Genomic DNA, 21226 nt, shown 5'->3' with positions numbered 1-21226 from the left:
CCGGGACTGTGCGGTGACGGCATCGCCGCGAGGGTCAGTGATAGAAGTACGGATCCAGGACGGTGACCTCGGTGATCCGGTCGACGGGCAGGCCGGTGGTCTGCGCGGCCTGGCGCACCGCTTCCGGAGACGGCCCGTCGTACACGCAGTAGGTCACGCTCTTGTCGCGGCTCACGTAGGAGTGCACCCAGGTGACGGCCGACGCGGAGTTGCCCTCGATGACGCGCGTACAGGTCTTGGCGCCCTCGTCGTTCGTCGGGATGTGCAGACCCTCGGGGAAGGTCCGTTGTACGAGATATCGCGGCATGTCGCACGCTCCTTTCCGACCACCACTGTCGGGCTGGGAGCGGGCGTGGGACATCGGGAGCCGTTCCCTATGTTTGCTCGGCGATCTCCCCATGTCTGGCGGCCTCCTGACGGGTACGCACGCCGAGCTTGGCCAGGATGGAGGAGACGTGATGCCCGGCCGTCTTCTCCGCGATGCGGAGCCGGTCGGCGATCTCGGAGTTCCGCAGCCCGTCCCTGAGCAGGCGTAGGACATCGGCTTCGCGCGCTGTGAGCCCGTCGGGATGGGCGAGAGTGGAACGCCGCGGGGTCCGGAATCCCAGGTCGCGCATCCGCCGGGCCACCATGTCCGCGGCGGGTCGCGCCCCGAGGGCCTCGAACCCGCGCAGGGCCTCACTCAGGTGATCCGGGCTCTGCGCGAGCGCCATGGCCGACTCGTACGGGCAACCCAGCTCGTCCCAGGCCCGGCCGGCCTCGGCGGGGTTCATCCGATACGGCGCGGCGGTGTCCGGGTGGACTTCCCCGGGCTCCGGGTGGAGCCACTGTCCGAGTTCACCGATCGCCCAGCCGATGCCGAGCCGTACCGCCCGGTCGTATGTCTCGGACAGATGGCTGTCGGCCTGTCGGCCGCTCAGCCACGCGAGCTCGGCGAGTCCGGCCTCGACCGGCCACAGGCGCTGCAGGTCACCGGTCCGTTCGGCGAGCGACCAGGCCTCGTCGAGAGTGTCCGCCGCACCCGGATCTCCCCGCCGGGCGCGCAGCCGCCCCAGCACCGTGAGCGCGACGATCCGGCTCGGCGTGCACTCGGTGACTCCCACCTGCTCCACCAGCGCTTCTGCCGCGGACCACTGCCCTTGCTCCCACCGGCACCGGGCCAGCCATGCCGTGGCGTAACTCCGTACGTCGTCCAAGTCGCGGTCCGCACACCACTTCAGGGCCTCGTTCAGCCAGTGTTCCGCGATGTCGTAGCGGCGGATCTCGCCTGCCGCGGATCCGAGGTTGACCATCGCGCTCCCGACGGCCCCGTCGTCACAGGCCGCCCGGGCCGCCCGAAGACTCCGGAGCATGGTCTCCATGGCCAGGTCGGGCTCGGTGGACCACAGGGCGGAGCCGACCGCGTTGAGCGCCCGGGCCAGCAGGGTCTTCTCACCGAACCGCTCGGCGAGCACGGCGGCGCGGTTGCCGTTTCGCACCGCCCCGGGGACGTCCCGGGCAAGCATCAGAAGGTACGCAGACCACGTGTACGCGGCTACCAGCCCCGGGCCCTCAGGCAGCCGCTCGGCGAGAGCGAGCGCCTGCCGCACCATGTCGTGGGCCTCGGCGTTCAGGCCCTGGTTCCACAAGTAGTAGGAGCAATGTGCCATCAGAGCGGCCTCGCGCTCCTGGTCGCCTTCGGCCCGCCAGTGCTCGACAGCCCGTCGGGCGGAGATCACGGCCGCCGCAGCCCGTCCCGCGTGCGCACACGCCTCACAGTGGCGTTCAAGCAGCTCCGCATGTCGGCGCGGGCTGATTCCGTCGGCGAACCGCAGCGCCTGGGCGTAGTGCTCGGCCGCCTGCCGGTGAGCACCGACGGCGGTTGCCCGCCTCGCCGCCGCACCGGAGTGTACGAGAACGGCCGCCGCGTCGCCCGCTTCCTCCGCGTGATAGACGAGCCTGGCCGGATCGCTGCCCCACTGCGTCAGTGCGGCCAGCGCATGCTCATGCAGCTCGGTCTTGCGCGCCGACGCGATGCTCTCCTCGATGGCCAGCCTGGCCAGCTCGTGGCGGAACAGGATCCGAGTGCCGTCGCGAACCAGCATTCCCGCGTCCACGCAGCCGTCAACAGCTCTCCTGGGCGCCTGGACCAAGGGCGCGGGAGCATATCCGGGGAAGACGGCGACCGAGTCGAGTGCGTCGCGTTCCGCGGGGCCGAGACCGGCCGCCCGGGCCAGCACCGCGTCGCGTACCGTCTCGGGGACCCTGTGGTCCGGGTCGGCCAGGACCTCGGTCACGAAGAAGGGGTTGCCGGCGGCCCGCGCGTGCAGTTCCGCGGCATTCGGACCGTCCGGCCCGACCAGTGTCGCGACGGCCGCGGCCGAAAGCGGTGACAGCCGGATACGCAGCACGCTCCTGTCGGTGGCGAGCGTTCCCAGCACCGCGCGCAACGAGTGATCGGATCCGACCTCGTCGTCCCGGTAGGTGATGACGAGCAGGCCACGGGTGGAGGAGATGCGGCGGGCGGTGAACATGAGCAGGTCGAGCGTCGCTTCGTCGGCCCAGTGCGCGTCCTCCACCACGGCGACGGCTTCCCGTGTCGTCAACTGGTCCAGAAACGCGCTGAACATGGCGTGCCGCGGGCTCTCCGCGGCCATCGCGGCGGCCAGTTCACCGGTCACCTGCCGTGCGATGTCGTGGAGCGGGCCGAGCGGCTGCGGCGTGCGCAACGCGTCGCACGAACCCCAAAGGACCGGCCGTGTCAGGCTGTCGCAGAACGCCCTGACGAGAGAGGTCTTGCCGATACCCGCTTCACCGGACACCAGGACCACCCGCCCTGCTGGGCAGCGTCGTAGTGCGTCAAGCCAGTGCTCCCGCTCGAGTAATGCCATATCGGGGATGGTAGCCCCGGCTTCGGCGCGGGTCGGTGGAGCCGCAACGGAGGATCGGTCCGCTGGTAGGCGAGTGCTCCCGGTCCCCGGGCCGGCCTCGTGGTGTGGCGCGGGTCACGGGAACTCCTCGGTCCGGCCGGAGAGGTAGGTGGTGTGAGAAGCGATGAACAGGAAGATCGGGAGCGCATGCGCGCACGAATCAGGGCGGGTGATCGCGAGGCGTTCGCCGCGCTCTACGAGGAGTACGCGCGGTCGGTCTACAACCATGCCTACCGGCTGACCGGCGATTGGTCGGCGGCCGAGGAGGCCTTGTCCGAGACCTTTCTGGCCGCCTGGCGTACCCGGCACGCCGTCGAGCCGGAGGGCGGCTCGCTGCGGCCGTGGCTGCTGGGTATCGCCACGAACAAGGCTCGCAACGCCAACCGCGGTATCGGGCGACGCCTGGCCTTTCTGGCCCGCCGACCCGACCCGGAACCGGTGGCGGACATCGCGGACGCCACGGCCGGACGCGTCGACGACACACGGCGGCTCGCCGCGGTCCGGCAGGTACTGGGCCGACTCCACCGCCAGGAACGCGAGGTGCTGGCCCTCTGCGTCTGGTCCGGGCTGGACTATGCCGAGGCCGCCGAGGCCCTGGGCATCCCGGTCGGCACCGTGCGGTCGCGGCTGTCCCGCGCCCGTACCCGCCTGCGACGACTCACCGACGAGCAGCTCCGCCGGACACCGGACGGGCCCGTGCGGGAAGCACGACCCGGAGAAGAGATCCGGTCCGGAAGGGAACCCCGCCAACGCCGCGGAGAGGTAGAGAACAGGGCCGCGTTCGTGGCCCAGCCCATCCAGGAGGAAGCCCGATGAACGACCGTACCTCCGGCCTCGAACGGGCCGAACGCGAGGAACTGGCCCGGCTGCTGCCGGCCCCGGCCGATCGGGACCTGCCCCCGGGCCGTCATCTCCACCACAAGGACACCCTGATGCGTCTGATCGACCAGGACGGCGACCGCACCACCGCCCGCCCCCGACCCCGCCTGCTGCGCCCCGCCGTCCTGCTGCCCGCCGCCGGACTGGCACTGGGCGGGGTACTGCTCACCACGCTCACCGTGACCGGCCGCGATCACGCTCCGGCGTCGTCCGCCGGGGGCACCGGCTCCGAGGTCACGGCCCCGCGTGCCGGCGCGGCCGTGCTGCTCGACCGAATCGCCTCGGTCGCCTCGAAGAGCGACGAACAGACGGTCTTCGGCGACCAGTTCGTGTACGTGAGGACACTGCAGTCCGAGAACGAGGGCGAGTTCGACGGCCCGGTGAAGCTGACCGCGCCCCGTGAGCGCGAGGTCTGGATGACGCAGAAGCAGGGACCGGTGATCGACGAAGGCCTGATACACCAGGACGGCTCGTACTTCCCGATCACCGTCGGGGTCCCGGACGGCGAGACGCCCGTCGGCTACCCGGCGGGCCTCAACCGGCCGACGTACACGTGGCTGGCCACCCTGCCCACCGACCCCGACGCCCTGCTCCGGAGGCTCACCACCGAGATCACCAGGGACCAGGACGCGCGTGATACCCCGGCCGAGGACCGGGACCCCGACCAGGACGCCTTCGGCGCCATCGGTGGGCTCCTGCGGGAGACGGTGATGCCGCCGAAGACCGCGGCAGCCCTCTACAAGGCCGCGGCGAAGATCCCCGGCGTGACCGAGGACTCCGACGCGGTGGACGCGGCCGGCCGGCACGGGATCGGCGTGGCCCGCGACAACACCCGGACCGGTTGGCGCACCGCCTGGATCTTCGACCGCACCACCCTGGAGTACCTGGGCGAACGGACCTACCTCGTCAGGGACACCTCCATGGGCAAGAAGGGCACCCTGATCGGCCAGTCGGCAGTCCTGGAGCGCGCGGTCGTCAACGCCCTCCGCGAAAGGCCGTCGACCAGCAGGCCGTCGACGACGACCTGATCCCGACAGAGGGCCGGCGGGGCTGGGGCTGCCGGAGTGCGGCTACGGGCCCCGGCCCCGCCTGCTCTCCTTACGCGTCGGCCTAGCTCGTCCAGCTGTGGGCAACGTCGACGACGACCCGGTCGGCCAACTGGATCACGCGGAACGGCAGTCGGGCGCGGACGCCGACAGCGACCTGCGTCTGACCTTCGAAGGTGCCGCCGAACCGGGTGTCCCGGAAGGTGTTGTACCCGCTGATGTTCACGCTGGGCAGCGGCTTGCCCACCTTGCCCGGATAGGTCGGCACGCCGGCCTCCAGGTCGAAGCTCCACGCGCCGACGCGGATGGCGAGGATCGCCCCGCCGGTCACCGGGATGTACTGACCGGAGGGATCGGCGTAGAACCGGTCCACGTACTGGACGTTGTAGCCGACCTGGCCACCGCCGGGTATGTCGAACACGACGCGGTCGTAGCACTCGTGCTGTCCGGTCCTGACGTCCGTCAGGTGATCGGCGCCCATGACGGCGCCACCGCTCTTGGCGCCGCTGCCCCAGCCCGTCGGGCAGGCCGCCGCCGTGCGCGGGTACTCCGCCGGAGCGGCGTCCGCGGTGCTCGCCGCCGTCCCCAGCATCGCGCCCGCGAGCGCGAGTGCCGTCCCTGCTGCCCTGATACCTCGCATGATGTCCCCCTTGGTCGTGCAACTCTGGCATCTGGTGAGACGGTCCGTAATACCGGAAGGTTGTACGCCAGGCAGGACAATTGGGCAATCCTGCCGTCGGCGAATTTCCCGGGATACTGGTCGCTCATGGATATCAAGCACGGGTTCGACCCCTTCGCGCCGGGCTGCGAGGTCGACGTGCTGAGATCCCGATTGTGAGGCTGTGAGGCGGCGCGACGGGGACCCGCAGGTGTGCGGGTTGCCGCGCGGTGGTCAGGATGTGTTCAGGTTCCTGGTGGCACGGTCGCGTTTCATGACATCCGAGACCGCCAAGACCTCCGAGACAGCGACGGGCCACAGGTCTGTCCGCACCGCCCCGGGCCACCGACCGCACTGGAACAAGGTGCCCGAAGTCACCGTGTACTTCTGGGTGATCAAGGTGCTGTGCACGACGGTCGGCGAGACCGCGGCCGACCTGCTGAACGAGAAGGCCGGCCTGGGCCTGACCGGAGTCTCACTGCTGATGAGCGGGCTGCTGGCGCTGGTCCTCGTCGTCCAGTTCCGTACCAGCGCCTACCGTCCCGGCGTGTACTGGACGGCCGTGGCCCTGATCAGCGTGGTCGGCACCCTGATCAGCGACAACCTCACCGACAACATGGGCGTACCGCTGACCACGAGCACCACCGTCTTCGCGATCGTCCTCGCGATCGTGTTCGCCGCCTGGTACCGCAGCGAGCGGACCCTGTCCATCCACAGCATCGACACGCTGCGCCGCGAGTCCTTCTACTGGTTGGCGGTGCTGTTCACCTTCGCTCTGGGCACCGCGGCGGGCGACCTGGCCGCCGAGCGTATGGCACTGGGCTACTGGGTCTCCGCGCTCCTGTTCGCCCTCGCGATCGCCGCCGTCGCGGTGGCACGCTTCGCGCTCGGGTTGAACGCGGTGTGGAGCTTCTGGATCGCGTACGTCCTCACCCGTCCGCTGGGCGCCTCGATGGGCGACTACCTCTCGCAGCCCACCGGCGACGGCGGCCTGGGCATGGGCACCGTGGTGACCAGCGTGCTCTTCCTCGCGGTCATCCTCGGACTGGTGGTGTTCCTGGCAGTGACACGCAAGGACGTCACCGAGCGGGAAGACCTCGCCGGTACGGCATAGCGGCCCGCGGGGCAGGCGGTTGAGGAGCGCCCCGCGCCCCGCAGGAACGGAACGGCGGACTGGTAGGCCGGCCGTGCTGCCGGCGATCCTGGTCGGCCTGATGTCGTATGCCCAGGTCCTGGAGTGCCGCACCGCCGCTTCGGATACGGAGGCCGTCGAGAGGGCGGGGCCGTCAGCCGGCGGGCAGTCCGACGGTGAACCGGGCCCCGGGCACGTGCCCGGGATCGTAGGACACTTCACCTCCGACGGAGCGGGCCAGGCGTCGCGCCAGCGGCAGGCCGAGGCCCGCTCCGCCGTGTCCGTCGCAGGCGTCGGCCCGGTGCCCGGGCTGGAAGAGCCGGCCCGCGAACGACGGCGGCACGCCGGGCCCGTCGTCGGCGACATCGATGCTGACGCCGCCTGCTGGCTCCCGCCGAGCGGTGACGGTGACCTGCGAGGTGGCGTAGCGGACGGCGTTGGCGAGCAGCGGACTGACGATACGTTCGAGGAGGGCGGCCTGGGCCCCGGCCCGCAGTGCGTGCTCTCCGCGTACGTCGACCGTCACCCGAGCCGGTGTCTCCAGGCGGGCGGCGAGTCGGTGCATCGCCGGCAGGATCTCGGCAGTGCCAGGGGTGCTGGTCGTGCCCTCGCGGGCGTCGTTGAGCAGGGTGTCGCAGATCGTACGCATGGACAGGGCGGCGTCGGCGATCACCTCGTGGGTGGCCTCGGTGTCGGCCGCCGAGCGGGGACGGTCCCGCCACCAGTCGAGTTCGGCGATGATCCGGCTGAGCGGAGTGCGCAGTTCGTGCGACAGCTCGCCGGTCAGCAACTGCTCACGGTGCAGAACGGCGCGGATGCGGTCCAGCAACGCGTCCAACGACGCCCCCAGACGCGCGAGTTCGGCGGGACGCCGGACAGCCGCGAAACGGTCCTCGGAAGTGACGGCACTCCACTGGGTGGCCTGGTCGGTCATGGCGCCCACGGGACGCAGCGCGCGTCCGACAGCGAGACGCGTCAGCAGGTAGGTGCAGGCGAGCATGACGGCGTCGAGACACAGTGAAGCCCAGAGCAGGGTGGCGGCCGAACTCCGGTAGGGGGAGAGATCCAGCGCGGTGACGACGGTCACCGTGCTCCGCCCGCCGGTCACGGGCACTCCGCACAGCCGGGCGAGGCCCGGTTCGTCGACGGTCACGCAGTGGCTTCCGCCCCGCTGGGCGAGTTCGCCGGCGGCATGGGCCAGCGGGTTGTCGGCTGTGGTGGACGGCGGCTGTTCGAGCAGCCGTGTGTCCGCGTAGATCCACACGTTGGTGTCGAGAAGCCGGTCGTTGACGGTTTCCAGGACGCGTACGGTGCGGCCGCTCGTGTCGATGGTGGTGGCTACGGCGGCGGCGCGGGCGTGCAGTTCGTCGTCGGCCTGCTGCTGCAGGCGGTGGCGGATGAGGGTGTTGAACGCGACGGTGAGGACCACCATCAGGAGGGCGGCGGTGGTGAGGGCCACCAGGGACAGACGGCCTCGTAGGGTGCGCGGCGCCAGGCGGGAGAACACGGAGTTCATGACAGACGATGGCCGATTCCTCTGGAGGTGGTGATCGTCAGGGCGCTGCCCGCCTCGCGTAGTTTGCGACGCAGCCGGGTCAGGTACTGGTCGAGGGTGTTGTCGCTGACCTGGGCGCCCTCGGGCCAGCCTGCTCTGAGCAGTTCGCGTCTGCGCACGACACCACCGGCGCCCGCCATGAGGACGGCGAGGAGTCGGAATTCCGTCGGGGTCAGATCGACCGGGGTGCCGTGCACGCCGACGCTGTGCCGCACTGCGTCCAGGACGAGGTCGCCGACCGTGGCCGGCGGGAGGGGCGCGGCGCGTTTGACGGCTGCCCGCAGCCGGGCGGCGAGTTCGGCGAGGTGGAAGGGTTTGGGCAGATAGTCGTCGCCCCCCGCGGAGAATCCCGACAGCCGGTCGGTGAGCCGGTGACGGGCGGTCAGGAAGATGACGGGGGACAGGAACCCGTTCGCCCGCATCGCCTGGCACACGTCCCGTCCGTCGGCGTCGGGCAGCCCGACGTCCAGGACGGCCGCGGCGATGTCATCGGTGGCCAGCCGCAGGGCGGACGCCCCGTCCGGCGCGGGCACGGGGTCGAAGTCCTCTTCGCGCAGGCCGCGCAGCAGGACGTCACGCAGGGCGTGGTCGTCCTCGACGACCAGGATCTTGTGGCGCATGGTCCTCCGCCGGCTCTTGGCCGGTGTGCGTCGTGGCCTGGACAGATTCTTCGGGCAGCCACCACGTGGCGGCGCACAGCCACAGCCCGAGCCAGCCGAGGGCGAACAGCCAGCCGCCGACGACATCGGTGAACCAGTGCACCCCGAGGTAGACACGGGTCAGTCCGACCAGCGCGCCCCAGCAGCCGACGACGAGGGCGAGCAGGTTCCGGCCGCGTGGGGCGCGCACGTACACCGCTATGACGAGGAGCCCGGCGGTGAGCGCGGCGGTGGTGGCGTGGCCGGAGGGGAAGGCCCATCCCGAAGCGTGTGTGGCCCAGTCCGCGGGGGCCGGGCGAGGCCGGGCGACGAGTTCCATCACGCCGTGGCGAGCCGCCTGCGCCGTCCCGAGGCAGACGAGACAGAGAGCGGCGGCGACGGCCCGTCGGCGCGGAGTGCGCCCGGCGATGATCCCGGCCAGCGCCGCGAGGACGTACGGGATGACGCCGGTGCCGGTTGCGGTCAGACCGTGGGCCAAGGCCACCGCCACGTCCGGGCGGTGACCGACGGACCAGGACGTCAGATCCTCGTCGCCGTACAGGGGCTTTCCGTCGCCGAGGACGACCATGGTCAGCACGACGAACGCCGTCCACGCACCCAGGCCGACGCTGCCCGCCAGTTCGCGGACGTCGCGGCGGTTCATGACGCCACCAGGAGCGGACGCAGCCGCGTGCCGGTGGTCCACCTGGCCAGGGCATCGGGACGCCGCCGCAGCAGCACTGTCGTGGACAGACCGACCAGCGCGCCGACGACGATCCCCGCCGCGACGTCGTGGGGATAGTGCGCGCCGACCCAGACCCGGGAGACCGCCATCGCACAGGCCGCCAGGGCCGCCACCGCACCGAGCCGACGGGCGACGCACCACAGCGCCACGGCGGACGCCGCGGCGATGGCCGCGTGGTTGCTGGGGAAGGACCAGTCGCCGGGCGCGGGACACGCCTCCAGGGTGGTCACGCGCAGGCTCCGGCAGGGCCGCACCTCACGCACCACCAGTTTCAGGACGGCATCGACTCCGTACGCCACGACCACGATCACCGGCACGGCCAGCGCGGTCAGCGCGGCCGTGGCACTCACCCGACGCGCCTGCCACCAGGCCACGGCCATCAGCACGGCGAACACCGCCAGACCGTACGTCGACCAGGTCGACACCACGTCGTCCAGCAGGCCCGGCGAGCGACGGGCGAGATCCACCACGTCGGTGTAGGCGAAACCGTCGATCGACGAGCCGCTCAGCGCGAGGATCATCCGCGGGTCTCCTTCGTCTTGGCGGCCCGGCGGGAGCGGTAGAACTCGGAAGCGACCGGAACCAGCGACACGGCCACGATCACGGCGACGATCGGCAACAGATAGCGGTCCACGTCGGGGACGGAGGAGCCCAGCGCGTATCCGCCCAGTGTCAGACCCACACTCCACACGAGCCCGCCGACGACCTGCCACAAGGTGAACGTCCGTACCGGCACCCCCAGCGCGCCCGCGATCGGATTGAGGACGGTCCGTACCACCGGCACGAACCGGGCCAGCATGATCGCCTTCGCGTGCCCGTACCGCTGCAACAGCTCCTCGGCCCGGTGCGCACCTTCCCGCAGGCGGACCGAACGGCCGCGGGCCAGGAGAGCCCCGCCCGCCTTCCGGCCGAGCAGATAGCCGCACTGTGCCCCGGCGAGGGCACCCACGGCCGCGGCCACCAGCAGCGGGGCGAGCGACAGCCTCACATCGCGCTCGCCACTCCCCGTACACAGCAGCCCCGCCGTGAACAGCAGGGAGTCGCCGGGCAGGAAGAAGCCGATCAGCAGGCCCGTTTCGGCGAACAGCACCACGCCGACGCCCAGCACGCCGAAGGCGGAGAGCAGCGACGACGCGCTGAGGACGTTCACCGCGAGGTCCGATGCCGTGAACAAGGGGGGTGCCGTCATGGGACGCGGGCCCTCTCATACTGGACGGGCGGGGGCACGCGACAGCGGCCACCCGAGTGACTACAATTCTGTAGACGGTCTACTGAACTGTAGACGATGACAGGGTGAGGATCGTTCCCATGACCGACGCGAAGGACGAACGCCGGCCGGCCGGTGAACTCGAAGCAGCCGTCATGGCCGCCCTGTGGGCCGCAGGCGTGCCCCTCACCGCCGGGGAGGTGCAGACCGGACTCGCCTCCGACCTGGCCCGCACGACGGTGACGACGATCCTTTCCCGCCTCTACGACAAGGGTGTCGTCGACCGCCGTCCACAAGGGCGCGGCTTCGCCTACCACCCCGTACAGGACGCGCCGGGGCTCACCGCGCGGCGCATGCACACCGAACTCGACCGTGATCGGGACAGCGACCGCGAGACGGTCCTGGCCCGCTTCGTCGCCCAGCTCACCCCGGACGACGAACAACTCCTGCGACAACTGCTGGAGGACGAGTGACAACCCTCCTGCTGCTGATTCCGCTCCTGCTGCCCCTGGTAGCGCCGCCGCTCGCCCGACGGGTTCTCGAACGGCTGGCCCCGGCCACCGCGCTGTGGGCGCTCGCCACCGTCGTCCTCGTACTGGCGGGTGCCTGTGTGGCCGCCCTGGGCTCCCTGGTGCTGACCGGACTGCTCAAACTCCCCGCGTTCGCGGCGCTCGGTGAACTCGTCCACCCCCTGCGCACCCCGTCGGGCTCCCTGATCCTCCCCGCGTCCGCCATCGCCACCGGCCTGGTACTCGTCGGCGCCTGGACCCTCGCCCGCTCGGTGCTGCGGCAGACGCGCGCCTTCCGCACCGCCCACGCGGAGGCCGACCGACGGCCCGCGGCAGGCGACCTGTGCGTCGTCGACTCGCCCGAGCCGGACGCGTACGCCCTGCCCGGACGCCCACACCGCATCGTCGTCACCACCGCCATGCTGCGCAGCCTCGGACCGGACGAGCGCGAGGCACTCTTCGCTCACGAGCGCGCCCACAACGCCGGTGGCCACCACTACTTCCTGGCCGCCGCCGAACTCGCCGCACACTGCCACCCCGCACTGCGCCCCGCGCGCGCCGTCATCCGGCTGGCCGCCGAACGCGCCGCCGACGAAGCGGCGGCCGCCGCCGTCGGGGACCGGCGCCTCCTGGCTCGGGCCATCGCCCGTGCCGCCCTCGCAGGTCGGAGCGCGCGCTCCAGCCGCCCCGACCTCGCTCCGGCGGCGACGACCGGCCCCGTACCCCAGCGGGTCGCGGCGCTCCTCGCCGCTCCCGCGCCGCGTCCGCGCGCCCTGTGTGCCATCGCCTTGCTCCTCGCCGCCTGCACGGCGCTGTCCGCCGCCGCCGCGACGGCCGGCGCGGTCGCCTTCCACCACGAGGTCGAGGTCGCGCAGGGCGAAGCCCCACGCTGACACCCGCGGGGCGGGCACGAATCTCGACCGCCGACCGCCGACCGATGCGTCATCGTCGACGTCGGCCCTGGGGGCTAGCCCTGGTCAAGGCCCGTCGACTCGCCGGTCACCCACTCGCTCCACGGCATGTTCCAGTCGCTGAGGCCGTTGTCCGGGGCCAGCACGGTTTTGTCCTCGGAGTTCTTGACGATCACGACGTCGCCGATCATCGAGTGGTCGAAGAACCACGCGGCGGGTTGCCTGCCGTCGCCCCCGCCCCTGACATCCTTCAGGCCTACGCAGCCATGGCTGGTGTTGGCCTTGCCGAAGACCGAGTCGGCGGCCCAGTAGTTGCCGTGAACGAACGTGCCCGAGTCGGTCAGGCGCATGGCGTGCGGTACGGCCCTGATGTCGTACGAGGGTTTGCCGTTCTTCTCCGTGAGGCCGACGCTCGCACCGTTCATATGGGTGTGCCCGAACTTCTCGGAGATCACCATCCGGCCGTTGTGCGTCGGATGCTCGGGGCCGCCTGACGAGATAGGGACGGTCCTGATCGTCCTGCCGTCCCGTACGACGGTCAGCCGCTTCGTCCTCGCGTCCACGGTGCTGATCTGGCTCCGGCCGATCGTGAACGTGACAGTCCTCCGGACGCCCTGGCGATCGAGTGTGACGGTGACGGTGGAGCCGGGCTTCCAGTAGTGCTCGGGGCGGAAGTCCAGACGGTGGTCGTTGAGCCAGTGGCCGACCACCTGCTGGCCGCTGCTGGAACTGACCTGGATCTCCGACCGTACCGCGGCCCGGTCGCTGATCGCCCGGTCGAAGTCGACCCTCACCGGCATACCCACACCGACGGTCGAGCCGTCCTCGGGGGAGAGGTGCCCGATGAAGTCATTGGCCGGGGAGACCGTGGTGATCGTGGCGCTGTCGGTGGCGGAACGGCCCGCGGCGTCCTCGGCCTCCGCGGCGATCTGATACCTCGTGGCACGCTCCAGCCGGCCGTTCGGCTTCCAGGAGGTGCCGTCCGCGGACAGAGTGCCCGGTATCTCGGCGCCGGTCGCGATGGCGGTCATGGTCACCTGGGTGAGCTTCCCGCGGCTGACGGTGACGCCGACCGGGTCGTTGGCCCCGACGCCGTACGCGCCCTGCCCGGGCGTTATGTCCATTCGGGCGTCGGAGGCCACCTGAGCGCCCGCCTGTTGGGCTTCTGCCTGCGATGCCGGGACGTTCCCGGCCTTGTTGCCGTCGTCGGCGGCGGCGTCGCTCACGCCGCCGAGGGCCGTGACCGCGAGTACGCCGCCAATTGCGCCGGTCGTGGCCAACAGTCCGGTGCGTCGTTTGCTGAGCATGATGAAACGCTTCTCCCATGGCACTGGATTTGCATCCCTGAGCCGATCGCCGAGTGGTGCAACCGGCCTGGAAACCATAGGCATGCATTTATCGATAAATGGATAAATTGTGGCGAAGGGCACCGTTCGCGACGGGGCGCTCCCGGCCGAACGGCGCCGAAATCATCGGACAACAGGACAACGAGGCGCCGGCCGGTCGTGGACGGTCGAAGAATCTGTCAGCCGACCCGAAGACCGACCGCCAGCGTCAGTTCGAGGACCCGGCGTGGCGATGCCAGATCCGGAAACAGCTCCCGCAGCTGCGACATCCGGTACCGGACCGTCTGGGGATGGACGAACAACGCCGCCGCCACCTCGTCCCGCCTGCCCTGGTGCAGCAGCCACTCCCGCAGGGTCTCCTCCAGTCGCCGTGCGGTCGCGGCAGGCAAGGTCCGCAACGGTGCGAGGGCTCGGGCACGCAGGTCCGTGAACGCGTCCGCGTCGGCGCTCAGCACCAGCTCGGGCAGGTGGTCCTCCGTGTCGCGAATGTCGGAGGAGAGCATGCGCGCGCGTACGGCTCTCGCGTACGAGGCCGACGCACGAGTCCATGGCCGGGCCGGACCGACCACGGCCGTGCGGTCGGTCATCTGCCGCAAGAGATGTGATCGGTCGGCATCGGGGACGAGCAGCACACCGGTGGCGTCCGGCAGATCGTCCAGGACGAGCGTGCTCGGGTCGAGCGCGCGGTAGGCGGTCCGGGCCTGGGCGGCGGGCAGCAGGACAGCGGTCAGCGACACCGGAGGCTGCCACCCCGCCCGTTGGACAGAGGCCAGCAGCACCTCCGGGCTCGCGTCGGCGAGGAGGTCGCGTGCCAGTTGTTCGAGGTGGCGCTCCTGGGCCCTGCCCCGGGCGGCCAGTTCGTCGGCGTGGCCCGCGGCGCTCGCGGCGGAGAGCTCGTCGATGTAGGCGAAGGTCAACTCGGCGAACTTGGCGACCTCGGCGGCGGGCAGACCCGCGGGTACGGCTCCCGCGGCCAGGCCTCGCCAGGCCACACGGGCGCCGACGCGGTAGGCGCTGAGCAGGGCGTCCATCGAACGGCCGTCGCGCACCTCGCCCCGGCCCAGCTCGTAGGCCGCGTCACCGGCGTCGCCGCCCGTGGCGTTCCCGCTCGCCAGGTCCAGATAGTGCCCCAGGGCGGTACGGACGGCACGGCGGATGGTGGCGCCCATGTGCCCCGAAAGAGCGTTGGCATAGGGAGGGACCTCGTCGATGATCGCCTGGACGACCTCGTCGGCGGTGGTCTTCAGCGCGGCCCGCAGTGCGGTGACCGTCGTCTCATCCAGGGCCAGTTCGCTGGCCCTCCGGATTGCATGGCTCATGTCTTTGTTCCCTGCGAACAATTCGGCCGACCAGATTTACGTCCTGCGGTCAGGACTTTACGCCCTGAGGCACAGCAAGCTGGAGTCATGACGAGTACAGCCCTCCGCAGCAGGGCGAGGAAACTGCTGGAGATGGTCACGACGCCGCTGCTGCCGTCGGACTACCTCGACCTGGTCAGTCCGCTGCGTGCGGGCGCTGACCTGCGTGGGCGCATCGAGGCCGTGCACCCCGAGACGGCTGATGCCGCGACCGTCGTGATCAGACCGGGACGGGGCTGGCGCGGCCACACGGCCGGTCAGTACATGCGGATCGGGGTCGACGTCGACGGAGTACGCCTGTGGCGGGCCTACTCCATCACCTCGCCGACCGACCGCCGGGACGGCCGCGTCACGATCACCGTGAAGGCGATCCCGGACGGCAAGGTCAGCAACCACCTGGTCCGCAGGGCGAAACCAGGCACGCTGATCCAGCTCGACCAGGCGACCGGTGACTTCGTGCTGCCGCGGGCGAAGCCCGCCAAGGTGCTCTACCTGACGGCCGGCAGCGGCGTCACGCCGGTGATGGGCATGCTGCGCGACACCGAGTTCGACGACGTCGTCATGGTCCACTCCGCGCCACAGCCGCAAGACGTGATCTTCCGCGCCGAACTGCACGACCTGGTCGCAGCCAAGAAGCTGCGGCTCACCGAGCTGCACACCGACACGGACGGCAAGCTCGACATCGCCCGTCTCGAGGAACTCGTGCCCGACTGGGCCGAGCGCGAGACCTGGGCCTGCGGGCCCGCGGGCCTGCTCGACGCCGCAGAGAAGCACTGGACCGAGCACGGCGTCCCCGAGCGCCTGCACACGGAACGCTTCCGCCCCGGAATCGTCGTCACCGGCGACGGCGGCGAGGTCACGTTCAGCGCCACCGGCAAGACCGTCGACGCGGACGGCGCCACGCCGCTGCTGGACGTCGGTGAGGAGGCCGGCGTGCTCATGCCGTCCGGGTGCCGCATGGGCATCTGCTTCGGCTGCGTCACGCCGCTCAAGGCGGGCGCCGTCCGCGACCTACGCACCGGCGAAGTCACCGAAGCCGAGCCGGGCGTCCTCATCCAGACCTGTGTGTCCGCCGCCGCGGGCCCCTGCGACATCGAACGGTAGGAACACCTTGACCGCCATCGACCCCACCGCCCACCTGACCGCGGAGCAGATCGAGGAGCTCGGCCGCGAGCTGGACGCGATCCGCGACGAGGTGATCGCCGACCGCGGCGAGAAGGACGCCGCCTACATCCGCAAGGTCATCTCGGCGCAGCGCAAGCTCGAACTCGTCAGCCGGGGCGTGCTGCTGTTCTCGATCTTCCCGCCCGCGTGGCTGATCGGCACCGCCGGTCTGTCCGTGGCGAAGATCATGGACAACATGGAGATCGGCCACAACATCCTGCACGGCCAGTGGGACTGGATGCGGGACCCGAAGATCCACTCCACCACCTGGGAGTGGGACCACGTCTCGCCGTCCGAGCAGTGGAAGCACTCGCACAACGAGCTGCACCACACGTACACCAACGTGATCGGCAAGGACAACGACCTCGGCTACGGCATCATGCGCGTCGACGAGGACCAGCGGTGGCACCCGTTCCACCTCGGCCAGCCGCTGTGGAACTTCCTCAACGCCTGCTTCTTCGAGTACGGCATCGCGGCGTACGACCTGGAGCTCGGCAAGAACCTGCACAAGCGCCGCCGCAACAACCCGGAGTTCCGCGAGCGGGCCAGGGCCGTGGGCCGCAAGATCCGCAAGCAGGTGCTCAAGGACTACGTGATCCACCCGCTGCTGTCGGGCCCGTCGTTCCTCACCACGCTCGCCGCCACGTTCACCGCGAACCTGGTCCGGAACGTCTGGACCCACTCGGTGATCATGTGCGGGCACTTCCCCGAGGGCGTGCAGGTCTTCGAGCGCCGTTCGATCAAGGGCGAGACGCGCGGCCAGTGGTACCTGCGCCAGATGATGGGCTCGGCGAACATCAGCGGCAGCAAGGCCATGCACTTCATGTCCGGCAACCTGTCGCACCAGATCGAGCACCACCTGTTCCCGGATCTGCCGAGCAACCGGTACGCCGAGGTCGCGGTGAAGGTGCGCGCGTTGTTCGAGAAGTACGAGCTGGAGTACGTCACCGGGCCGCTGCCCAAGCAGGTCTTCTCCGCGTGGCACAAGGTCTTCCGCCTCTCGCTGCCGAACAAGAAGCCCAAGACCAGGACGCCGGACCGCGAACAGGAGCTCGTCGCGGCCTGATTCCCGATAGCGGTCCGGGTCTTTCGGTCGTACCGACGCACCCCGGTTTCGGTGAGATCCGTCGCGGACAGTGGGCGACCACGACCGCGACGGCCCGCTGTCCGGCTGTCCCGACACCTGGACGCGCGCCAGGAGCGCGGCTCGCAGCCGGCGGCAAGCGCGCCCGGCGCGGGGTGGTAGGGCACTGACCTGCCACGGTCAGCCCAACTCGGCATCCGCCGAGCAGAACGGTGCCGCCCGTGTCGGTGCCCGTACAGCACGCCCACGGCTTGCCGGACGGGCGTCGCGGTCACGGTGCGCTGCGGCCGCTCAGAGGTGGCCGTCCAGGAACTCCCGTACCTCGGCGCTGGTCATGGGCCCCGTGCCGTCCGCCACCGCCACTCCCTCCTTCAGCAGCACGTAGGACGGGGCCGCGGTGATCCCGTATCGCTCGGTTGCGGCCGGACAACGCGTGATGTCGGCGCGGACGGCCGTGAGGCGGCCTGCGTAGTCGTCGGCGATGCCACCCATGACGAGGTCCATCGCCCGGCAGGGCTCGATCGCCTTGGGCCATGTCCCGGTGAAGTATGCGAGCACCGGAACTCCGCTCATCCCGAGGATGAAACTGAACTCCGCGTCCTCACGGGGTTGGTGAACCCGCTTCGCCATGGAGGCTCCTGACCTCGTGTTCCGTCATTCCATCCCCATCATCCCGCCTCTGGTGACCCGGCCCGGACACCCTGCCGACCGCCCCGCCGGTCACCCGGCTCGCAGCCCGCCACGCGCCCATGGGCCGGCTCGTGCCGAACAGGTGCAGGCGGCCGGCAGGTTCACCTTGGCCTCACGTCGACGCGACCGCGCGGCCGGTGATCCTCCGTCAGCGGCGCCGGCCGGTGGCCAGGATGACGAGGAACTGGCCGCCACCCGCCTCGATGTCGGCTGTCACCGGCAGCCCAGGGGTCAGCCGGGAGAACCGGTCCACCAGCCAGTCCGCCGCCTCTTGGGCGTCCTGCCTGGTCGGACAACGGCCCACCATCTCGCGGCCCCCCTTGCGCTCCAGCCGCGCGGCAACCGTGATCAGCGACGCGGGTTCCACCACGTACAGGCGGTCCGGCCAGGCGATGACCACCTTGACCGCACCCTTGCGGGTGTTGCACCCACGGTGTGCGAGCCGCTCGGCAACCTTGGCCTTCCGGTCGGCGGTCCGGCTGTCAACGCTGGGCCCCTGCGGGTCGTTCACGGATTTGTCGGGGTCGACCGGTTCGTCGCACACCCAGCATCGCCAGCCGTCGCGCTCGGCCACATCATCAAGGGAACTCATCGAAGCAAGCTAGCCTGTCCGGCCGCCACACCGCGCACCAGGGCCTCGGCGTTCAGGCGAGCTGTCGTCCGTATCGCTCCTGCATTACGCGAGAATGATCAATTGTCTCCGCCGCCGCCCGGGGGCACCAGCCTCGGGGTGAAGCTCGCCGTGGTACCGCAGGCATCAGCGAATGTCACTCCCGACAACTCCACGTTGATCAGGCAGGTGGCGAGGCCGAGGAACTCTTCGTGGACGTCGTCGCGTCGTGCCCAGCGGATGCGCAGACGGCGGAAGCCATGCAGCCAGGCGATCGTGCGCTCGACGACGTAGCGGAAGATCCCACTGCCACGCCCCGATCCGCAGCAGGCGGCCCACTTGATCCAGAGGGTGTGATCCGGAGGGCCGCGCGACGCACGCCTACGGTTTACGTCGACCCGGCGACCTTCGTGACCGACCCTTTCGGCGCGGGTGCACGGGCATCCGGGCCTCTGGCCGAGCTCTCCGTACCCGGTCCGGCGCCGCAACGGTGTTCGACGGGTGGGGTGACGCGGCGATTCGGGCGGCGGGCAACGGCCGGCAGGGTGCGGTCGGCACCGCCGAGTTCCCGGTGGCCCCCGCCCCCCATTGACGGGTGCATGTCTATTTTCGGCCATGCACCCACAACGTCCAGGCACGAAAAGGTACTTCCGCACAGGAGCACCCGTCTGACATCTTGCGTCCACCACTCGTTTCGTACGGCCCGGCCGGTGCTATCCGCACGGTCGGGCCGTCTTCGGAGGACGCATTGATACCCCACATATCCGGCCGCCCCAGACGCACGCTGGTGCTGGCGGCCACGCTCGGCGCCGCTCTCGCGTTCGGCGCCCCCGGCGCCCTCGCGGGTACGCTTCCCGTCGCCCCCTCCACCGCGCCGGCCGCCAAGGCCCAGTCTCCGGCCGCCGTACCGGCTGCCCTGAGTGCGACCTGGGTGGCCGGCACGCGTGCCTACCTCGTGATCACCGCCCCCGGTGACAGTTCGGCGGTCCGCTCCGCGATCGCGGCCAACGGCGGCAGCGTCTTCTCGAACTTCGACGCCATCGGCGTGATCGTCGCCCACTCGGCGTCCAGCGGATTCGCCGCCACCATGCGCGCCGTCACCGGCGTGCAGCAGGTCGGCGCCACGCGCACCTCGGACGTCCCGGCCGACGCCTACACGCCGGCGCTCCCGGCCAATCCGGCCCAGGCCTCCACCCCGGCCGGAGAACCGGTCCGGGCCGACATGAGCCAGATCAAGGCCGACCAGGCCTGGGCCGTGAACCCGGGCTCCGCCTCCGTCAAGGTCGGCATCCTGGACACCGGTGTGGACGACCAGCACCAGGACCTGGCGCCCAACTTCGACGCGGCCGACTCGGTCTCCTGCGCCTACGGCAAGCCCGACACCCGTGCCGGCGCCTGGCGGGACGTCGACACGCACGGCACCCACGTAGCGGGCACCGTCGCCGCGGCCAAGAACGGCAAGGGCGTCGTCGGTGTGGCCCCCGGGGTGAAGATCGCCGCGGTCCGGGTCGCAGAGCCGGGCAACTCCTTCTTCTTCGCCGAGAACACCATCTGCGGCTTCGTCTGGGCCGGTGACCACGGCTTCCAGGTCACCAACAACAGCTATTACACAGACCCGTGGCAGTTCAACTGCCCGGACAACATCGACCAGGCCGCCATCATCGAGGGCGTCAAGCGCGCCCAGGAGTACGCCGAGAGCAAGGGCTCCCTCCAGATCGCCGCCGCGGGCAACGAGAACTACGACCTCGCCCACAAGACGACCGACTCCGCGAGCCCGAACGACTCGACGCCGACCACCCGCACCATCACCAACGCCTGCCTCGACATCCCGACCGAGCTCCCGGGCGTGGTCACGGTCGCGGCCAACGGCACGGGCGTCACCAAGGCCTCGTTCTCCAACTACGGGCAGGGCGTCATCGACGTCGCGGCGCCGGGCAGCAGCGTGTACTCCACCGTCCCCGGCGGCGGCTACGGCAGTAAGAGCGGCACCTCGATGGCCACCCCGCACGTGGTCGGCGTGGCGGCGCTCATCGCCAGCGCCAACCCGGGCATCACCCCGGCGCAGCTCCGAGCCAAGCTGGCCGCCCAGGCCAACGACATCGCCTGCCCCTCGGACAGCCGCTGCACGGGCACGACGGCCAACAACTCGTTCTTCGGCGAGGGACAGGTCGACGCCCTCAAGGCCGTCGGGGCCACCCCGCCGCCCGGCGCGTACTTCGAGAACCTCGCGGACTTCGCCATCAACGACAACGCGACCGTGGAGAGCCCGATCGCCGTCACCGGCGTGACCGGCAACGCCCCGGCCACCCTCAAGGTGGGCGTGGACATCAAGCACACCTACATCGGTGACCTGAAGGTCGACCTGGTGGCGCCGGACGGCACCGTCTACACCCTGCACAACCACACCGGCGGCAGCACCGACAACATCGCCCAGACCTACACCGTGAACGCCTCCTCGGAGGTCGCGAACGGCACCTGGAAGCTGCGAGTCAACGACAACGCGGCCTCCGACACGGGCACGATCGACGCCTGGAACCTGACCTTCTAGGGCAGGGCCCGGCAACGCCCGGGTACAGCTGCGGCACGCACTGCGCCGGCGACAACTCCTGCCCGAAGCCGCGGACAGGGCTGGCCGCGGTCTGGCCTGGGCTGCGAACTGCACGGCGGCGGAGGCCAGATGGCCCTGACCGCGGCGACGTACGCCGCGGTCGGGGCCCCATGCCGGACGCATCCCGGAAGGCATCGGACGGCCTGGGGCCGATGTCCAGAACACCGTGCGCCTCCC

The 21226-nt window shown here is 70.6% G+C and carries 20 protein-coding genes and 2 pseudogenes; 9 read left to right on the top strand and 13 right to left on the bottom strand.

Going from position 1 to position 21226, the window contains the following annotated elements:
* Positions 1–34: 34 nt before the first annotated feature.
* Positions 35–307 carry a DUF4242 domain-containing protein gene (locus tag PV734_RS19820; RefSeq protein WP_319094276.1) on the bottom strand — a complete coding sequence of 91 codons (273 nt, stop codon included), beginning with the start codon at positions 305–307 and terminating at the stop codon, positions 35–37.
* 67 nt (positions 308–374) lie between these two features.
* Positions 375–2870: an ATP-binding protein gene (locus tag PV734_RS19815; RefSeq protein WP_319290629.1), complete on the bottom strand. Its 2496-nt coding sequence runs from the start codon at positions 2868–2870 to the stop codon at positions 375–377.
* 186 nt (positions 2871–3056) lie between these two features.
* Between PV734_RS19815 and PV734_RS19810 the strand changes: the two genes are divergently transcribed.
* Together PV734_RS19810 and PV734_RS19805 are read left to right on the top strand one after the other, a co-directional pair.
* Positions 3057–3725, top strand: a complete 669-nt coding sequence (locus PV734_RS19810) for an RNA polymerase sigma factor (protein ID WP_319290627.1) — start codon at positions 3057–3059, stop codon at positions 3723–3725.
* On the top strand, positions 3722–4816 hold the full coding sequence (locus PV734_RS19805) for a CU044_5270 family protein (RefSeq protein ID WP_319290625.1): 1095 nt from the start codon (positions 3722–3724) through the stop codon (positions 4814–4816). Before PV734_RS19810 ends, PV734_RS19805 begins: the two co-directional genes overlap by 4 nt.
* Positions 4817–4898: 82 nt before the next feature.
* On the opposite strand, the gene PV734_RS19800 is transcribed toward PV734_RS19805, so the two are convergent.
* Complete coding sequence (locus PV734_RS19800; protein ID WP_319290623.1) at positions 4899–5474, bottom strand: hypothetical protein; 576 nt, start codon at positions 5472–5474, stop codon at positions 4899–4901.
* 114 nt (positions 5475–5588) lie between these two features.
* Here PV734_RS19800 and PV734_RS45850 point away from each other — a divergent pair.
* Together PV734_RS45850 and PV734_RS19795 are read left to right on the top strand one after the other, a co-directional pair.
* Positions 5589–5672, top strand: a pseudogene (locus PV734_RS45850) (aminoglycoside phosphotransferase family protein); the annotation flags it as partial.
* 94 nt (positions 5673–5766) lie between these two features.
* A complete protein-coding gene (locus PV734_RS19795; protein WP_319094271.1) occupies positions 5767–6606 on the top strand; it encodes a hypothetical protein in 840 nt (279 codons plus the stop codon).
* Between the two features lie 172 nt (positions 6607–6778).
* On the opposite strand, the gene PV734_RS19790 is transcribed toward PV734_RS19795, so the two are convergent.
* The 5 genes from PV734_RS19790 to PV734_RS19770 are packed head-to-tail and all read right to left on the bottom strand — an operon-like array spanning position 6779 to position 10751.
* Positions 6779–8140 carry a HAMP domain-containing sensor histidine kinase gene (locus PV734_RS19790; RefSeq protein ID WP_319290621.1) on the bottom strand — a complete coding sequence of 454 codons (1362 nt, stop codon included), beginning with the start codon at positions 8138–8140 and terminating at the stop codon, positions 6779–6781.
* Complete coding sequence (locus tag PV734_RS19785) at positions 8137–8799, bottom strand: response regulator transcription factor (RefSeq protein ID WP_319290619.1); 663 nt, start codon at positions 8797–8799, stop codon at positions 8137–8139. The genes PV734_RS19790 and PV734_RS19785 overlap by 4 nt, the downstream gene beginning before the upstream one ends.
* A complete protein-coding gene (locus tag PV734_RS19780; protein ID WP_319290617.1) occupies positions 8753–9481 on the bottom strand; it encodes a phosphatase PAP2 family protein in 729 nt (242 codons plus the stop codon). The genes PV734_RS19785 and PV734_RS19780 overlap by 47 nt, the downstream gene beginning before the upstream one ends.
* On the bottom strand, positions 9478–10083 hold the full coding sequence (locus tag PV734_RS19775; protein WP_319290616.1) for a phosphatase PAP2 family protein: 606 nt from the start codon (positions 10081–10083) through the stop codon (positions 9478–9480). Before PV734_RS19775 ends, PV734_RS19780 begins: the two co-directional genes overlap by 4 nt.
* Complete coding sequence (locus PV734_RS19770) at positions 10080–10751, bottom strand: DedA family protein (RefSeq protein WP_319094266.1); 672 nt, start codon at positions 10749–10751, stop codon at positions 10080–10082. The genes PV734_RS19775 and PV734_RS19770 overlap by 4 nt, the downstream gene beginning before the upstream one ends.
* Positions 10752–10870: 119 nt before the next feature.
* On the opposite strand from PV734_RS19770, the gene PV734_RS19765 reads away from it, so the two are divergent.
* A complete protein-coding gene (locus PV734_RS19765; protein ID WP_319094265.1) occupies positions 10871–11242 on the top strand; it encodes a BlaI/MecI/CopY family transcriptional regulator in 372 nt (123 codons plus the stop codon).
* The gene (locus PV734_RS19760; protein ID WP_319094264.1) at positions 11239–12171 is read left to right on the top strand and encodes a M48 family metalloprotease; all 933 of its coding nucleotides are present in this window, start codon (positions 11239–11241) and stop codon (positions 12169–12171) included. The genes PV734_RS19765 and PV734_RS19760 overlap by 4 nt, the downstream gene beginning before the upstream one ends.
* 74 nt (positions 12172–12245) lie before the next feature.
* Here the strand turns inward: PV734_RS19760 and PV734_RS19755 are convergent, their stop codons facing one another.
* Together PV734_RS19755 and PV734_RS19750 are read right to left on the bottom strand one after the other, a co-directional pair.
* Entirely contained in the window at positions 12246–13496 is a 1251-nt protein-coding gene (locus tag PV734_RS19755; protein ID WP_319094263.1) for a L,D-transpeptidase, read from the bottom strand.
* Between the two features lie 218 nt (positions 13497–13714).
* Complete coding sequence (locus tag PV734_RS19750; RefSeq protein WP_319094262.1) at positions 13715–14854, bottom strand: helix-turn-helix domain-containing protein; 1140 nt, start codon at positions 14852–14854, stop codon at positions 13715–13717.
* An 87-nt stretch (positions 14855–14941) separates the two neighbouring features.
* Between PV734_RS19750 and PV734_RS19745 the strand changes: the two genes are divergently transcribed.
* Both PV734_RS19745 and PV734_RS19740 read left to right on the top strand, forming a co-directional pair.
* On the top strand, positions 14942–15997 hold the full coding sequence (locus PV734_RS19745; protein WP_319290613.1) for a ferredoxin reductase: 1056 nt from the start codon (positions 14942–14944) through the stop codon (positions 15995–15997).
* Positions 15998–16004: 7 nt separating this feature from the next.
* Positions 16005–17123 carry an acyl-CoA desaturase gene (locus tag PV734_RS19740; protein ID WP_319094260.1) on the top strand — a complete coding sequence of 373 codons (1119 nt, stop codon included), beginning with the start codon at positions 16005–16007 and terminating at the stop codon, positions 17121–17123.
* A gap of 309 nt (positions 17124–17432) precedes the next feature.
* Here PV734_RS19740 and PV734_RS19735 read toward each other — a convergent pair whose 3' ends face one another.
* The 3 genes and pseudogenes from PV734_RS19735 to PV734_RS19725 form a co-directional block, all read right to left on the bottom strand.
* On the bottom strand, positions 17433–17771 hold the full coding sequence (locus PV734_RS19735) for a thioredoxin family protein (protein WP_319094259.1): 339 nt from the start codon (positions 17769–17771) through the stop codon (positions 17433–17435).
* 208 nt (positions 17772–17979) lie between these two features.
* On the bottom strand, positions 17980–18423 hold the full coding sequence (locus PV734_RS19730; protein ID WP_319094258.1) for a hypothetical protein: 444 nt from the start codon (positions 18421–18423) through the stop codon (positions 17980–17982).
* 197 nt (positions 18424–18620) lie between these two features.
* Positions 18621–18758, bottom strand: a pseudogene (locus tag PV734_RS19725) (transposase); the annotation flags it as partial.
* Between the two features lie 470 nt (positions 18759–19228).
* On the opposite strand from PV734_RS19725, the gene PV734_RS19720 reads away from it, so the two are divergent.
* Positions 19229–20989, top strand: a complete 1761-nt coding sequence (locus PV734_RS19720; protein WP_319094592.1) for a S8 family peptidase — start codon at positions 19229–19231, stop codon at positions 20987–20989.
* The last annotated feature ends 237 nt before the right edge of the window (positions 20990–21226 follow it).

Origin of the sequence: Streptomyces sp. AK08-02, from assembly GCF_033795085.1 — a bacterium.
Taxonomy (GTDB): Bacteria; Actinomycetota; Actinomycetes; order Streptomycetales; family Streptomycetaceae; genus Streptomyces; species Streptomyces echiniscabiei.
Note: the sequence above shows the minus strand (reverse complement) of the source record. Positions and strands in the feature narration are given on the sequence as shown.